The 14,360-nt window shown below is 71.1% G+C and carries 16 protein-coding genes; 6 read left to right on the plus strand and 10 right to left on the minus strand.

Going from position 1 to position 14,360, the window contains the following annotated elements; translation table 11 throughout:
* Nucleotides 1–12: 12 nt before the first annotated feature.
* From H4W81_RS27050 to H4W81_RS27070, 5 genes are read right to left on the minus strand one after another with little or no spacing between them, the layout of a single operon-like run.
* A complete protein-coding gene (locus H4W81_RS27050; protein ID WP_192777391.1) occupies nt 13–1,002 on the minus strand; it encodes an ABC transporter ATP-binding protein in 990 nt (329 codons plus the stop codon).
* Entirely contained in the window at nt 999–1,778 is a 780-nt protein-coding gene (modB, locus tag H4W81_RS27055) for a molybdate ABC transporter permease subunit (protein ID WP_192777392.1), read from the minus strand. The genes H4W81_RS27050 and modB overlap by 4 nt, the downstream gene beginning before the upstream one ends.
* Nucleotides 1,775–2,488, minus strand: coding sequence for a molybdate ABC transporter substrate-binding protein (gene modA / locus H4W81_RS27060; protein WP_192777393.1), 714 nt, complete (start codon nt 2,486–2,488; stop codon nt 1,775–1,777). Before modA ends, modB begins: the two co-directional genes overlap by 4 nt.
* 8 nt (nt 2,489–2,496) lie before the next feature.
* The gene (locus tag H4W81_RS27065) at nt 2,497–2,880 is read right to left on the minus strand and encodes a TOBE domain-containing protein (protein WP_192777394.1); all 384 of its coding nucleotides are present in this window, start codon (nt 2,878–2,880) and stop codon (nt 2,497–2,499) included.
* Between the two features lie 39 nt (nt 2,881–2,919).
* Nucleotides 2,920–3,384: a universal stress protein gene (locus tag H4W81_RS27070; RefSeq protein WP_192777395.1), complete on the minus strand. Its 465-nt coding sequence runs from the start codon at nt 3,382–3,384 to the stop codon at nt 2,920–2,922.
* Between the two features lie 101 nt (nt 3,385–3,485).
* On the opposite strand from H4W81_RS27070, the gene H4W81_RS27075 reads away from it, so the two are divergent.
* On the plus strand, nt 3,486–3,851 hold the full coding sequence (locus H4W81_RS27075; protein WP_192777396.1) for a hypothetical protein: 366 nt from the start codon (nt 3,486–3,488) through the stop codon (nt 3,849–3,851).
* A gap of 6 nt (nt 3,852–3,857) precedes the next feature.
* Here the strand turns inward: H4W81_RS27075 and H4W81_RS27080 are convergent, their stop codons facing one another.
* On the minus strand, nt 3,858–4,544 hold the full coding sequence (locus tag H4W81_RS27080) for a DUF998 domain-containing protein (protein ID WP_192777397.1): 687 nt from the start codon (nt 4,542–4,544) through the stop codon (nt 3,858–3,860).
* A gap of 297 nt (nt 4,545–4,841) precedes the next feature.
* Between H4W81_RS27080 and H4W81_RS27085 the strand changes: the two genes are divergently transcribed.
* Both H4W81_RS27085 and H4W81_RS27090 read left to right on the plus strand, forming a co-directional pair.
* A complete protein-coding gene (locus H4W81_RS27085) occupies nt 4,842–5,777 on the plus strand; it encodes an aldo/keto reductase (protein ID WP_192777398.1) in 936 nt (311 codons plus the stop codon).
* 55 nt (nt 5,778–5,832) lie between these two features.
* The gene (locus H4W81_RS27090; RefSeq protein WP_192777399.1) at nt 5,833–6,948 is read left to right on the plus strand and encodes a sensor histidine kinase; all 1,116 of its coding nucleotides are present in this window, start codon (nt 5,833–5,835) and stop codon (nt 6,946–6,948) included.
* Here the strand turns inward: H4W81_RS27090 and H4W81_RS27095 are convergent.
* Both H4W81_RS27095 and H4W81_RS27100 read right to left on the minus strand, forming a co-directional pair.
* Nucleotides 6,920–8,071: a low temperature requirement protein A gene (locus H4W81_RS27095; RefSeq protein ID WP_192777400.1), complete on the minus strand. Its 1,152-nt coding sequence runs from the start codon at nt 8,069–8,071 to the stop codon at nt 6,920–6,922. The genes H4W81_RS27090 and H4W81_RS27095 overlap by 29 nt on opposite strands.
* Nucleotides 8,072–8,088: 17 nt before the next feature.
* Complete coding sequence (locus tag H4W81_RS27100) at nt 8,089–9,003, minus strand: sensor histidine kinase (protein WP_192777401.1); 915 nt, start codon at nt 9,001–9,003, stop codon at nt 8,089–8,091.
* 187 nt (nt 9,004–9,190) lie between these two features.
* On the opposite strand from H4W81_RS27100, the gene H4W81_RS27105 reads away from it, so the two are divergent.
* Complete coding sequence (locus tag H4W81_RS27105; RefSeq protein WP_225958812.1) at nt 9,191–9,760, plus strand: DUF1707 SHOCT-like domain-containing protein; 570 nt, start codon at nt 9,191–9,193, stop codon at nt 9,758–9,760.
* 27 nt (nt 9,761–9,787) lie between these two features.
* Here H4W81_RS27105 and H4W81_RS27110 read toward each other — a convergent pair whose 3' ends face one another.
* Nucleotides 9,788–11,140, minus strand: a complete 1,353-nt coding sequence (locus H4W81_RS27110) for an APC family permease (protein ID WP_192777402.1) — start codon at nt 11,138–11,140, stop codon at nt 9,788–9,790.
* A 111-nt stretch (nt 11,141–11,251) separates the two neighbouring features.
* Between H4W81_RS27110 and H4W81_RS27115 the strand changes: the two genes are divergently transcribed.
* Nucleotides 11,252–11,629 carry a hypothetical protein gene (locus H4W81_RS27115; protein WP_192777403.1) on the plus strand — a complete coding sequence of 126 codons (378 nt, stop codon included), beginning with the start codon at nt 11,252–11,254 and terminating at the stop codon, nt 11,627–11,629.
* Between the two features lie 82 nt (nt 11,630–11,711).
* Nucleotides 11,712–13,148, plus strand: coding sequence for a DUF2079 domain-containing protein (locus H4W81_RS27120; RefSeq protein ID WP_318781985.1), 1,437 nt, complete (start codon nt 11,712–11,714; stop codon nt 13,146–13,148).
* 16 nt (nt 13,149–13,164) lie between these two features.
* Here the strand turns inward: H4W81_RS27120 and H4W81_RS27125 are convergent, their stop codons facing one another.
* Complete coding sequence (locus tag H4W81_RS27125; RefSeq protein WP_192777404.1) at nt 13,165–14,304, minus strand: glycosyltransferase family 4 protein; 1,140 nt, start codon at nt 14,302–14,304, stop codon at nt 13,165–13,167.
* Nucleotides 14,305–14,360 lie beyond the last annotated feature (56 nt).

The raw sequence follows: 14,360 nt of genomic DNA on the forward strand, positions 1-14,360 counted from the left end.
AGGTGACGGAACTCAGGCCGGGTACGCGTGCGTCTCCGTCGCCTTGACCGAGGCCCAGACGCGCTGCCCATGGGCGAGGCCGAGCTCGGCCAGCGCCGCGGCCGTGATGTCCGCCGAGACCGCCAGCGGACCTTCGAGGTGCACCCTGACGCTGTCGCCGTGCTGCTCGATCCCGTCGATCCCGCCCTCCCACAGGTTGCGCGGAGTGCCGTCGGGGCGGGTCCGGTAGAGCGCGACCGCCGAGGGCGGGAAGGCGACGAACACCTCGCCCGTGAGCGACTCGGCGACGTGCAGCGACAGCGACCCGTTGAGAGAGACGACGTGTCCGTCGGCCCGGCCCCGGTAGAGGTTGAGCCCGACCAGCCGCGCGACGTAGGAGGTGCGCGGGCGCCTGGCGACCTCGGCGGGAGCGCCCTCCTGCACCATCCGGCCGTTCTCGATCACCACGAGCCGGTCGGCCAGCACCATCGCGTCCAGCGCGTCGTGCGTGACCAGCACGCACGCCCCGTCGAAGGCGGCCAGCACCTTGCGCAGCCCCGCCCGCACCTCCAGCCTGGTGTGCGCGTCGAGCGCCGCGAGCGGCTCGTCCATCAACAGCAGGCCAGGCCGTACGGCCAGCGCCCTGGCCAGCGCCACCCGCTGCGCCTGCCCGCCGGACAGCTCCTTCGGCCTGCGCCTGGCGAACTCCGCCAGCCCCATGCGCGCCAGCCACGCGGCGGCCGTACGGCGGGCCTCCGCCTTGGGCACTCCTTGGCAGCGCGGCCCGAACGCGACGTTCTCCAGCGCCGACAGGTGCGGGAACAGCAGGTAGTCCTGGAACACCACGCCGACGGGGCCCGTGCCGGGAGGCTCGAAGCCGGGTTCGAGGCCCGCGAGGGCGCGCAGGGCGGTGGTCTTGCCCGCGCCGTTCGGCCCGAGCAGCGCCACGACCTCGCCGTCGGCCACCTCCAGCGGCAGGTCGAGCGTGAAGCCAGGACGCTCGACGACCAGGTGCGTCCTCATGAGATCCACCGTTCGCGCAGGCTGGCCAGCACGGCCACCGACACCGCGAGCAGCACCAGGCTGAGCACGATCGCCGCCTCAGGGTCGGTCTCCAGCGCCAGGTAGACCGCCAGCGGCATCGTCTGCGTGCGGCCGGGGAAGTTGCCGGCGAACGTGATGGTCGCCCCGAACTCGCCGAGGGCCCTGGCCCAGCACAGCACCGCCCCCGCGACCACGCCGGGCGCGATCAGCGGCAGCGTCACCCTGCGGAAGACGGTCAGGCGCGAGGCCCCCAGCGTGCGCGCCGCCTCCTCGTAGCGCAGGTCGGCCGCCCGCAGCGCCCCCTCCACGCTGATCACCAGGAACGGCATGGCGACGAACGCCTCCGCCAGCACCACGCCCGCCGAGGTGAACGGCAGCGACACCCCGAACCACTGGTCGAGCCACTGCCCGACCAGGCCCCTGCGCCCGAACACCAGCAGCAGCGCCACCCCGCCCACGACCGGGGGCAGCACCAGCGGCACCGTGACCAGCGCCCGCACGACGGCCCTGCCCCTGAACTCGGCCCTGGCCAGCAGCCAGGCCAGCGGCACGCCCAGCACCAGGCACAGGGCGGTGGCGAGGGTCGCGGTGACCAGGGACAGCCGCAGCGCCTCGAGCACCTGGGGCCGCGCCAGCCTGGCGGGCAGCGTGGACCACGGCGCCTCGGCCAGCAGCCCCGCCAGCGGGAGCACCAGGAACGCCAGCCCCAGCAGCGCCGGCACCACCAGCACCCATGGCGGCCGCGCGGACCTCACCCCGCGGCCCCCTCGAACCCGGCCGCGGTGAGCACCCCGCGCCCCTGCTCCGACAGCACCAGCGACACGAAGTCGTCGGCGAGCCCGCCGGTGAGCGCCACGATCGGGTAGTCGTTGACGGCCCTCGCCGACTCCGCGAACTCCACCCCCTCGACCTTCCCCGCCGCCGCCCGCACGTCGGTGCGGTAGACGAGCGCGGCGTCGACCTCGCCCAGCGTGACCTTGGTGAGCGTGGCCTTGACGTCCTGTTCGAGGGTGACGGGGGTGACCTTGAGCCCTTGGAGGACCTTCGCCGCCGCCGCCCCGCACGGCACCTGCGGCGCGCACAGCGCCACCGTCACCTCGGGCCTGGCCAGGTCGGCGAGGCCGGCCACACGGGCGGGATTGCCCTTGGGCACCGCGATCTCCAGCCGGTTCCTGGCGAAGACCCGCGCCTTGTCGCTGACCTGCTTCATCGTCGCGGGGCTCGCCGCCGCGAAGACGTCGGCGGGCGCCCCCTTGCCGATCTGCTGGGCGAGCGTGGCGCTGGAGCCGAAGTTGAAGGTCACCTTCACCCCCGGACGCGCCGCCTCGAAGCGCGCACCCAGCGCGGTGAACGTCTCCGTCAGCGAGGCCGCGGCGAAGACCGTCAGCTCCTTCTTCTCCGCGCCGCCCGACCCGCACCCCGTGAGTACGGTGAGCAGCACCGCGATCGCGACCAACCCGCGCATGGCGACTCCTAGGGGGCGAGCTCGACGACGACGTTCGTGGACTTGATGACGGCCACGGCGACCACGCCGGGCGCCAGGCCGAGCTCGTCGGCCGCCTGCCTGCTCATCAGCGAGACCACTCGGAACGGCCCCGCCGCGATCTCGACCTGGGCCATCACGGAGTCCTTGACCACGTCGGTGACGATGCCCCTGAACCTGTTGCGCGCGGAGGAGTGCCCCCAGCCGCTCTCCTCGCCGACCTGCGCGCGGGCGAAGGCCGCCAGGTCCGCTCCGGACACGACCCGGTGGCCGTGCTCGTCGCGGGTGGCGGCCAGCCTGCCGCCGTCGATCCACCGCCGAACGGTGTCAGGACTCACGCCGAGCAAGGAGGCGGCGTCGCCGATGCGAAACACATCCGCACCTTACCCTCGCAGATGCGAGGGAAGAAACCCCTATTGTCCGGCTTCTGCGTCATCCCTGGACGGCACGATCAGCACCGGACGGCCCGCATGGTGCAGCACCCTGTCCGAGGTGCTGCCCAGCAGCAGCGATCTGACCCCGCCCTGCCCTCTGGTGCCCGTCACGATCAGCGAGGCGTCGATCTCCTTCGCCACATCCACGATCGTCGACCAGACGGCCATGGAGTCGGGCTCCGACCGGGCCGTGGCGTCCAGCCCGTGCTGCCGCGCCAGGCGCGCCCCCTGCTCGGCCAGCTCCTTCGTCGCCGCCTGTATCGCCTCGTCCTCAGCGGTGGTGTCGACCGGCGCGATCATCCCCGCCGAGCCCCTGATCGAGGCCAGCGCCAGCCGCTCCCACACGCTCAGCACCACCGCCCGCTGTCCCTTGAGCAGGTGACCGGCGTACGCGATCGCCGCCTTCGCATCGTCCGAACCGTCGTACGCCACCAGAATCGTCATTTCGGTCTCCCTCAAGTCGGCCTTGCCGGTACCTCTATCCGGGCCGGCGCGTTTCACGCCCTTGGCCGTTTCGTGGTGGGCCGGCGGGTAGGGCACCAGGCATGACCGTGACACAGTTCCAGGACCTGCCTCTCGCCGACCGCGACAGGGAGTGGGACGCGGCCGAGGCAGACCGGCGCGTCCGCGCGTGGGCGAAGGCGGAGGACCGGCCCAACGCCGAGTACCGCAAGGCCCACCTCTGGTACGACGGCGACGAGGCCGACGAGTTCGGCGCCTACAAGCTGCCCATCGCCGACGTGATCGGCGGCACGCTCAAGGCCGTGCCCAGGGCGATCATGGCCGCGGGCGCCGTGCTGCAGGGCGCCAGAGGCGGGGTGAAGATACCGAAGGGCGAGGCGGACCGGGTCAAGGCCCACCTCGCCAAGTACTACGCCAAGCTGGGCGAGACACCTCCGTGGGAGCGGTGAGACCACCTACGCGGCCAGTGAGCGCGACGTCCCCGCGGCCACCGGCGCCGCGGGAGCGGCGTGCTGGACGGTCACCAGCCGGGGCGTGCGGTGGCCGCTCGCCTGCGGGAGCCGTACGAGGTGAAGGCCGAGCAGCAGGAGCAGGCCGACCTCCGACAGCACCACCAGACGCTGGGTGAGGCCCGCGGGGATGTCGGCGTTGTCGACGGGGATACCGGCCATCCGCACCAGGTAGGGGAGCACGACCAGCACGAGCGCGGCGATCGCGACGCCGCTGAGCGCCTTCATCGCCCGCGCGTAGTGCGCCTTCGCCCGGACCAGCAGCAGTCCTGCCACGGGCATCACGAGAAAGGCGACGAATCCGGCGTAGCGGTGGATGGCACCCGACATCGACAGCTCGAACCCGGGAGGGTCGGTCGGGAAGAGGCCGAGCAGCAGCATGCACACCCCCCAGACCACCACCAGCGACGCCGCGCCGCGCCCCGCGCCGGATCGGCGCAGCCCTTCGGCGATGAACGCCGCGCCCACCGCGAAGAGGGTGAGCGAAGCGGGAAGCAGCCACCCGATCGGATGGAAGGCGTACTCACTGATCAACGTGTGCAGCGGGTCGAGGCCCGCCTGCGTCTGCAGCGTGAGCATGGCGCCCGTGCCGGTGCCGAGCGTCGTGAATCCTCCGATGAGCAAACCCTTCATGGTTCCAAGCTCGCGGAACGCGGCTTTTCGGAGTATCGGAGATCGGCCCCACGAAGCCCCTGAACCTACCCCTACGACCTTGGTAGGAATCTCCCTGGCCTGTCCCCGATGACCTGGGGAAAGACCGACCCTGGTAGGGCAGGCCCCCTCAGGGTTCGGGCAGCCAGGGGTAAGGATTTGACTTCGAGCGCACTCCAGGGGCGAGGCTGGGGGCATGACGGTGGCCGCCAGGAGCGCCAAGCTCCCCCAGGACCTCGAGGTCCTGGACTACAAGATCAACCTTTACGAGGAGATGTCATGACCTCCAGGATCGGGCTCGGCTGCATGGGCATGTCCGAGTTCTACGGCACGGCCGACGAGAACGAGTCGATCGCCGTCATCCATCGCGCACTCGACCTTGACGTGAATTTTCTTGATACCGCCGACATGTACGGCATGGGGCACAACGAGCAGCTGGTCGGCCGCGCCATCAAGGGCCGCCGTGACGAGGTGTTCCTCGGCACCAAGTTCGGCATCAGGCGCGACGGAGGCGGGCGCAGCGTCGACAACAGCCCCGCCTACATCCGCCAGGCCTGCGACGCCTCGCTCCAGCGCCTCGGCGTCGACCACATCGACCTCTACTACATGCACCGCCGCAACCCCGACGTGCCGGTCGAGGAGGCGGTCGGCGCCATGGCCGAACTGGTCGAGCAGGGCAAGGTGCGCCATCTCGGCCTGTCGGAGGTGACGGCCGACACCCTGCGCAGGGCGCACGCCACGCACCCGATCCACGCGCTGCAGAGTGAGTACTCCCTGTTCACCAGGGGCATCGAGGAGGAGATCCTGCCCGCCGCCCGCGAGCTCGGCGTCAAGCTGGTCGCCTACTCCCCGATCAGCCGCGGCCTGCTCAGCGGCGCGCTGCCGCCGGCCGACCAGCTGCCGGACGACGACTACCGCAAGCACCTGCCGAGGACCTCGGGCGAGGCCGGCGAGCACAACGCGAAGCTGGTCGAGCGGGTCTCCGGCATCGCCGCCGAGGTCGGCTGCACGCCCGCCCAGCTCTCGCTTGCCTGGCTGCTGGCCCAGGGCGAGGACATCATCCCGATCCCCGGCACCAAGCGGCTGAAGTACCTGGAGGAGAACACCGCCGCCGCTGCCATCAGGCTCTCCGCCGACCAACTGGCCGCGCTCGCGACCGTGGCCGACTCGGTACAGGGCGCCCGCTATACCGACATGTCGTCGGTGGAGCGGTGATGTCCATCTAGCGGGTGATTCGCCGCCGGCCGACGACGTTCTACAGTCGGGGTCCATGAGGCTCGACTGGGCGATCGCCGCGATCGTGGCCCTGCTCTCACTGGCCGAGGAGATCGGCGGCCGCACCGGCGAGCCGGACCGGGCCAACCCCGCGCTGTGGATCGGGTTCGCGCTGGCCTGCGCGGTGCTGGTGGCGTTCAGGCGGCGCGTCCCTTTCACCGCGCTGGCCGTCTACACGCTCGTCGGCGGCCCGGCGATCCCGCTGTCCGGCGAGACGCTCGGCGCCTGGCAGTTCTACGTGGAGCTGCTGCTGCTGTTCACGCTGATGGCCGAGGTGCCGCCGCGCGACCGCCGGACCCCTGCGGGCCTGGCGCTCGCGCTCGGCTTCATCGGCCTGCTCCTCTTCACCGACACCGGCCCCGTCGGTCCCGGCGACATCGCGATCGCCCTGGTGATGGCCACCGTCGCGGGCGGCGCCGGCTTCGCCGTCCAGCGGTACCGGGTGGTCGCCGCCCAGGCGCAGGAGCGCGGCGCGCTGCTGGCCAGGGAGGCGGTCAACGACGAGCGCAACAGGATCGCCCGCGAACTGCACGACATCGTGGCGCACAGCGTCAGCGTCATGGTCATGCAGTCGGGAGCGGTCCGCCGCCGGCTGACCGAGGAGCAGGCGCGCGAGCGTGAAGCGCTCATGGTCGTGGAGGCGACGGGGCGCGCGGCCGTCCACGAGTTGAGCAGGATACTGGGCCTGCTGAGGTCGGGCTCCGAGGGCGCGGACACGACGCCGCAACCCAGCCTCGGCCGCCTGGAGGAGCTGGTCGAGCAGGTGCGCGTGGCCGGTCTCGACGTGAAGCTCGACGTGCGGGGCGAGCCCGCACAACTGTCGGCCGGCCTCGAGCTGTCGGCCTACCGGATCATCCAGGAGGCCCTGACCAACGCGCTCAAGCACGCGGGCCCGACCAGGGTGGTGGTCACGGTCGCGCACCGGCACAAGGAGCTGTTCCTGGAGATCGCCGACGAGGGGCCCACGCCGGGCCACGCGACGCCCGAGCCCCGCGGCCTCGGGCACGGGCTGATCGGCATGCGCGAGCGGGTGGCGCTGTTCGACGGGCGCCTCGACGCCCACCCCCGCTTCGGCGGCGGGTTCATCGTGCGGGCGACGCTTCCCGCCTGATCAGCGTCGTGGCCACCACCAGCGCGGCCACGATCACCGCGATCAGCGGGATCGCCGAGGGCGCCAGCGCGCTCAGCAGCACCAGGACCGCGGCGATCAGGAAGGCGGCGGTGTCGGCCGGGCCGTAGCGGTGGGGGCGGATGTGCAGCGCCCAGACGACCAGCAGGAAGAGCGCGACCGGGATCGCGATGGCCAGCCCCGCCTGTGACCTGGTCAGCACGCTGTCGCCGGTCACGAAGGCGAGCACGACCTCGAAGCCCGCGCTGAGGCCGCCCACCGCCGCGAAGATCAGGTAGTGGCCGTAGCCCCAGGGGATGGCATGCCTGTTGGAGCGCAGGATCGCGGGGGTGTCGGGGGCAAAGTAGATCCACCACAACGCGAAGGCGATCACCAGCGCGCCGATGGACAACGCGACCAGGGTGGGCGTCGGCCCCTCAGCGGCGACCGCGTCGCGCAGCGAGAGGGTGGCCGCCAGGACGTTCTCGCCCATCATGATGATCGTGAACAGGCCGTAGCGCTCGGCGATGTGGTGCGGGTGCCAGTGGGTACGGGTGCCCCACTCCGCCCACACCGGCACGGCCAGCTCGATCGCCGCGCCCACGGCGTACGCGACGATCACCGTGGTGCCCGACGTCACGAACAGCACCAGCCAGTAGACCTGCGCCGCGCAGATCCCGATCGCGTAGCGCAGCGCCACGCGCCTGCCCTCGGGGTCGCTCGCGGCGGCGCGCAGCCACTGGGAGGCCATGGCCAACCGCATGATCAGATACCCGAGCCAGAAGATCCGGTAGTCGTGGTGCTCGAACGCCCTGGGGATCCCCGACGCCAGCACGAGGACGCCCGACATCTGCACCAGCGTGATGGTGCGGTAGACCCAGTCGTCGGTGTCGTAGGCGGAGGCGAACCAGGTGAAGTTCATCCACGCCCACCAGATGGCGAAGAACGCGGTCAGGTAGCCGGTCAGCGCCTCGCCCAGGTGCCCCGCCGACAGCGCGTGAGCGAGTTGGGTGCCCGCGAAGGAGACGGCGACGACGAAGAACAGGTCGAAGAACAGCTCCAGCGGCGTCGCGACGCGATGCGGCTCATCGGTCGCTCGGGCCCGCATCGTGCGCAACTGCGTCATGCGGAGGTGATACCAGGTCACCGGGGCGGGTCGAAGTAGGCGCGCACCACGGTCGAGCCTTCGCTGGTATGGATCCGCACCAGGTCGCTGAGCAGGTTGACGATCAGCAGCCCGCGCGAGCCCGCCGTACGGGGATCGACGGGGGAGCGGCCCACCAGCGGGTCGGTGATGTGCCCCGTGTCGCTGACCTCGCAGACCAGGCGCCCTTCCTCGTGCCAGAGCCGCAGCGTGCCGGCACCCCCGCCGTGGTCGAGGCTGTTGGCGCCCAGTTCGGAGACGGTCAGCTGGACGTCGTCGAGGCGGGTGCCGGTCAGGCCCGCGGCCAGCGCCCACTCGTTGGCCAGGTGGCGCACCTCGGCGAGGTTGCGGTGGTCGAACAGGAGCGAGACCGCGGTCCTCGGCTCCGCCAGCGGCTGGTTGTAGCCGTCGATGATCAGCGAGGGGGCGTAGACAGGGCTGCGGCGCTCCCCCGAGGAGTCCTGGATGATCGGGTGGGTGAGCGCCGCGTCGTCGAGCACGAAGGGTTCGAGACGTTTGACGTCGTAGGGACACAGGATCGTGACCCGCCGTCCGGTGAAGGCCAGGTTGATCAGCGCCTCGTGCTGGGCGCAGGCCGGGTACTCGGTCTCGCTGCGCCCCTCCCAGATGGGCTCGCCGATGATGCGCACGTGCTGGTCGGGGAAGCGGTCGGCGAAGTCGCGCAGCACGCCGGGGATGATCCGGCCGGGGTTGCGGCCGACGACGGTCATGTCGAGCAATCGCACCCGCGCCGCATGGTCGCCCAGCTCACGCCTGATCAGGTCGAGATTGGGCGCGGGGACGGACACGGCCACCGGCTCCCCTGCCTCGAGTCCGCCACGGATGAAGGGAACGGTGCCCGACAGATACTCCGCGTCGTTCTCGTAGAAGAGCGCCGGATGCACGAACGCCATAAAACTCAGGTTACCTCCACCTGGTGAGTTAGACCTGATCATCGGGTATTACATAGGTACGCCCCACTGGAAGGATTCCGCTAGGTGAAGAAGCTCCAGCTGGTCCCCCGCCCGCGGCTCCCCCGCCGCCCCCTCCCCCTCGACCTGCGCACTCCCTCAGGCAGGCCCCTCCCTTTCTGACTCCCCGATGACCGACCCCCACATGCGCGTGTCCGACGCCGACCGTGAACGGGCCGCGCGACAACTGCAGAAGGCCTTCGCCGAGGGCCGGCTCGACGCCGAGGAACTGGACGAGCGCCTCGGGCTCGCCTTCGGCGCAAAGACCTACGGCGATCTCACCGCGCCGCTGTCCGACCTACCGGCCGCCGGCGCGTTCGTCCCGGCCGTCTTCTCCGCGCCGCACGCCGAGGCGGTGGTGCTGGAGTCGAAGACGGGCGACGTGACCCGCTCGGGCGACTGGCCGGTGCCCCAGCGACTCAAGGTCGTCTCCAAGTACGGCAACGCCACCCTCGACCTGTCGGCGGCCGGCGTGCTCCATCCCGTCGTGCACATCGACTTCGACCTGAAGTACGGCTCCGCCGGCGTCGTCCTGCCCGACGGCGCGACCGCCGACGTGGACGGCTACCAGGCGGGGTGGGGCGGCGCCCCCGAGGTGAGCGTCCCCGCGCGCCCTCGTCCTGGCCTGCTGCACGTGCGGATCACCGGCCAGATCAAGTACGGCGGGCTGGAGGTCCGCTACCCCCAGGCCATGAGGTAGCCGCTCGACCGCCTGGGCACGAAGGGTTCACTCCGGTGGGTTGATCTTGGTGACGTCGATCTCGTCGATCTTCCCGACGATGATCCGGTTGATGAACCACAGCACGACACCGATGCCCACCAGCACCGCCGCCCTCAGGTAGACGTCTCCCGTCCTGCCGGTGATCGGCAGCGCCAGGAACAGGCAGACCACCGCGCCCAGCGCCGGCATCCAGGTCGGCGCGACGAAGTGCTCGTGCCGGACGGGGTCTTTGCGCAGCAGCAGAACGCAGACGTTGACCAGCGCGAAGACCAGCAGCAGCAGGAGCACGGTCGTGTCGGCCAGCGGTCCCACGTCACCCGTCGACACCAGCACCGCGGCGATGGCCACCGTGAAAACGATCGCCACCCACGGCGTGGCCCTGGTGGGATGGACCGCGCCGAACACCGAGGGGATGATGCGCTGGCGCGCCATGCCGTACACCAGCCTGGAGGCCATCAGCATGTTGATCAGGGCGGTGTTGCCGACGGCGAGCAGCGCGATCAGGGCGAACAGCTTGGGCGGGAAGGCGAACCCGGCCACCTTGACCACTTCGAGGAGCGGGCCCGTCGAGGCGACCAGCGTTCTGGTGTCGACCAGCATGGTGGCGGTGAAGGCGACCGCCATGTAGATCAGCGCCGCCGCCACCAGCCCGCCGAACAGGGCGGGCGGGAAGTCCTTCTGCGGCTCCCTCGCCTCCTCGGCCAGGTTGACCGAGTCCTCGAAGCCGAGCAGCGCGTAGAAGGCCAGCGCGGTGCCGCCGAGCACGCCGAGGAAGGCGCCGTGGGCCTGATGGAACTCCAGCGCCCGCCCCGGCTCGCCCTCGCCGGTGAACAGCGCGTAGACGCCGATCGCGACGATCACCAGGAGACCGAAGGCCTCGATGATCGTCAGGGTCACGTTGACCTTCACCGACTCGGAGATGCCGGCGAAGTTCACCAGCGTGACCAGGCCGAGGAAGGCGAACGCGCCCACGATCACCGGCACCGTGACGAACTCGGCCAGGTATCTGCCGCCGAACGCCCTGGCGGCGGCACTGGCGGAGGTGATGCCGCTCATCATGACCGCGAAGGCCACGATGAAGGTCACGAACGGGATGTGGAAGGCCTTGTTGGCGTACAGGGCCGCGCCCGCCGCCTGCGGGTACTTGCCGACCAGCTCCGCGTAGGCGGTGGCGGTGAGGGCGGCGAGCACGAACGCGACGAGGAACGGCACCCAGAGGGCCCCGCCCACGTTGCCGGCCACCTTCCCGACCAGCGCGTAGATGCCGGCGCCGAGGATGTCCCCAAGGACGAAGAGCAGGAGCACCTTGCGGCCGATGACCCGCTTCAACGCGGGCTGATGCCCGTGACCCACAGTCATGGCCTGGCTCCTACCCGTGATTGTGGCCAGTGATGTAAGTGGGATGTAAGTGAACATCAAGGAGGCATCCATAATGTCCCTTCTGCTAGGCATCCAACGAAGGGCACCAGAATGCGTTTCCTCAAGCGGGCCATCACGATCTCCGCGGCCGCGCTGACCCTCGCCGGCCTCACCGCGTGCGGCGCGGTCGGCAACGCCGCCAACTGCGTCGAGGCCAACACCGAGGCCACCAAGATCATGAGCGACTACTCCAAGAGCATGACGAACCTCGGCACCAACCCCGACGAGATGCAGAAGGCCATGGAGAAGTCCGCCCAGGAGACCTCCGACAAGCTCAAGACGCTCGCCGGCAAGTACGACGGTGAGCTCGCCGAGGCGCTCAACGAGGCGGCGGGGCTGTTCGACACGCTCAAGTCCGACCCCACGAGCACGGACGCCATGGCGAAGGTGCAGAGCTTCTCGACCAAGATCCAGAGCGCCTGCTCCTAGCAGACTTCCCGGCCGCCGCACCGCCTGCGGGGGGCAGCGCGGCGCGGCGGCCGGGTATCCCCGATGTCTACTCTTGTCGCTCGTGCGCCCGACGACCCGTCTCTCGATCTACCTGCTGTCCCTGGCCGCCGCGTTCGCCTACGCCCTGCTCGGCCTGGTCAAGCTGGTCACCTTCCGCGCCACCACGTTCGACCTGGTCATCGTGGATCAGGCGGTTCGCGGCTATGCCCGGTTCGGCCCGCCGTACATTCCCTCCGTCGGCGTCTTCCACGGCCGCGGCATGGACTACCCGCAGCTGGCCGACCACTTCTCGCCGATCTACGCGCTGCTCGCGCCGCTCTACTGGATCCATGACGGCCCCGCGACGCTGATCGTCGCCCAGGCCGTCCTCTTCGCGGCCGCCATCCCGTTCCTGTGGCTGTTCACCCACCGCGTCCTCGGCACCGCGTCCGCCTATCTCGTGGCCGTCGCGTACGCGCTCTCGTGGCCGATCGCCCAGGCGGCCGCGTTCGACGTGCACGAGGTGATGTTCGTCCCGCTGCTCACCGCCGTCATGATCGAGCGGTATCAGGCGGGCCGCCCGCTGCCCGCGATCCTCGCCCTGTTCGCCCTCCTGCTCGTCAAGGAGGACATGGGCCTGATGGCGGTCGGGGCGGGGCTCTGTCTGGCCTTCCTCGGCGACAGGCTGCGCGGCCTGCTGTGCGTCGCCATCGGCGTGACCTGGACGATCCTGGTCCGCGGAGTCCTCATCCAGCTGGCGGGCGGCGACACGGGAGACTTCTGGGCCTACGGGCACCTCGGCCCCGACGTGCCCGCCGCGCTGCTCCACATGCTCGGCGACCCCCTCGGCACGCTGGCCCTGCCGTTCAGCGAGGAGGCCAAGGTCGACACGCTCTTCCTGCTGGTCTGGCCCACGCTGATGCTGTGCCTGCTCTCCCCCGTCTCGCTCGTCGCGCTGCCGCACGTGCTGGAGCGCATGCTGTCCGACCGCTCCTCGTGGTGGCAGGCCGACTTCCAGTACAGCGCCTTCACCGTCGTGATCCTCTTCTGCGCCGGCGTGGACGGCCTGGCCCGCCTCCTGCGCTGGGTCAAACGGCCGGAGTCCGCCACGCTGAAGACGGCGTGGGCGGTCGCCGTGTGCGCCGTCGCCCTCACCCTGCTCCCCCGCTTCGCCCTCGACCAGCTCACGCACCCCGGCTTCTACCGCGCTGACCCCGCGCGCACCTCCGCGGCGGCCGCCGCCGTCGCCCAGGTGCCCTCGGGGACGGTCGTCGAGGTCACCAACTCCCTCGGCCCCGCGCTGACCTCCCGCGCCACGGTCCTGCTGCTGGACGGCACGCCCCGCCACGCGCCCTGGGTCGTGGCCGACGTGGCCAGGTGGGAGTACCCCTTCGGCTCCGCCGCCGGCCAGGCCGAACGCGTCGCGCTGCTGCTGTCGTCCGGCTACGTCCAGGTCTTCCAACGCAACGGCTACGTCGTCCTGCACAAGCCGGACTCCGGCTCGGCCAATCCCCGGTGAGGCGCCCGCCAGCCGCTCAGCGCGCGGCCGTCCACCGGCGCGCGGCCAGCTCACGGGCCTCGGCGTAGCAACGGTCGAAGCCTTCGAGGATCAGCGGCCACGAGCCCGCGGCCGGCGGGGTGGAGCGGTTGTGCTCGGTGATGGACTCCCGCAGCGAGGTGTCGGTCGACAGCCGGACGACGGCCGCGACCAGGTCGTCGAAGGAGCGTCCGAGCAGGCCCTCCTTGCCGTGCCTGACGAAGTCGGCGACGCCGCTCTGGCTGCGGGCGACGACCGGCAGTCCGGCGGCGCGGGCCTCCAGCGCGGCGATGCCGAAGGACTCCCTCGGCGCGGGGGCGATGAAGACGTCGCCGGACGAGAGAACCTTGGCGATCTCCTCGCGGGTACGGCGGCCGGGCAGGGAGACCCACGAGGTCATGCCGTTGGCGGCAAGGAAGCGTTCCATGGAGCCCCGGGCGGGGCCGTCCCCGATGATCGTGGCGCGCAGGGGCACCGCGGAGGGCACCCGCGCGCGCACTGCGTGGAGCAGGCGGAGCAGGCGGACGGGCTGCTTGCGGGGGGCCAGGCGGCCGACGGCGACGAGGTGCACCTCGTCGCCGTACGCCGCCCCTGACATGGCGGACTCGCCGGGAGACGGCCGCCAGGCCGAGATGTCGAGGCCGTTGGAGACCACGTGCACAGGCGTGCCCCGCCCCGCCACGGCGCGGATGGGAACGGCCGCGGCGCTGCTGACGGCGGTGGCGACCAGCCCCCACGTGTGCCACTCGAAGCCCAGGCGCAGCGCGGTGTAGAGCGCCCTGGTGAACGGATCCCACATGCTGTGCACGGTCACGACCACGGGCAGCCCCGCCCGTACGGCCGCGCGCACCCCCATCCACGCGAACGGCGAGACGGCCCCGGCATGCACGTGCACGACGTCGGGCCGGCCCGAGGTCATGAGCCTGGTGAGCCGTCCCACACCGCGGGGGTGGACGGGCAGGTCGAAAGGCATCCTGGCGACGATCCTGTGGACGAGGGGCAGCTCGTCGCCCCTGGTCGCCGTCGCCACCTCGACGGTGTGGCCGGCCTCGCGCTGCATGCTGACGAGGTCCGCGACCTGCACCTCGATGCCTCCGAGCCGCGGAAGGTAACAGTCGCTGACGTGAAGGATCCGCACCCGTCCCAGACTACTCACGGCCCGTGCGCGTGATCGCGGTCCAAGGCGGCCGCGCG

This window comes from Nonomuraea africana (genome assembly GCF_014873535.1).
Taxonomy (GTDB): Bacteria; Actinomycetota; Actinomycetes; order Streptosporangiales; family Streptosporangiaceae; genus Nonomuraea; species Nonomuraea africana.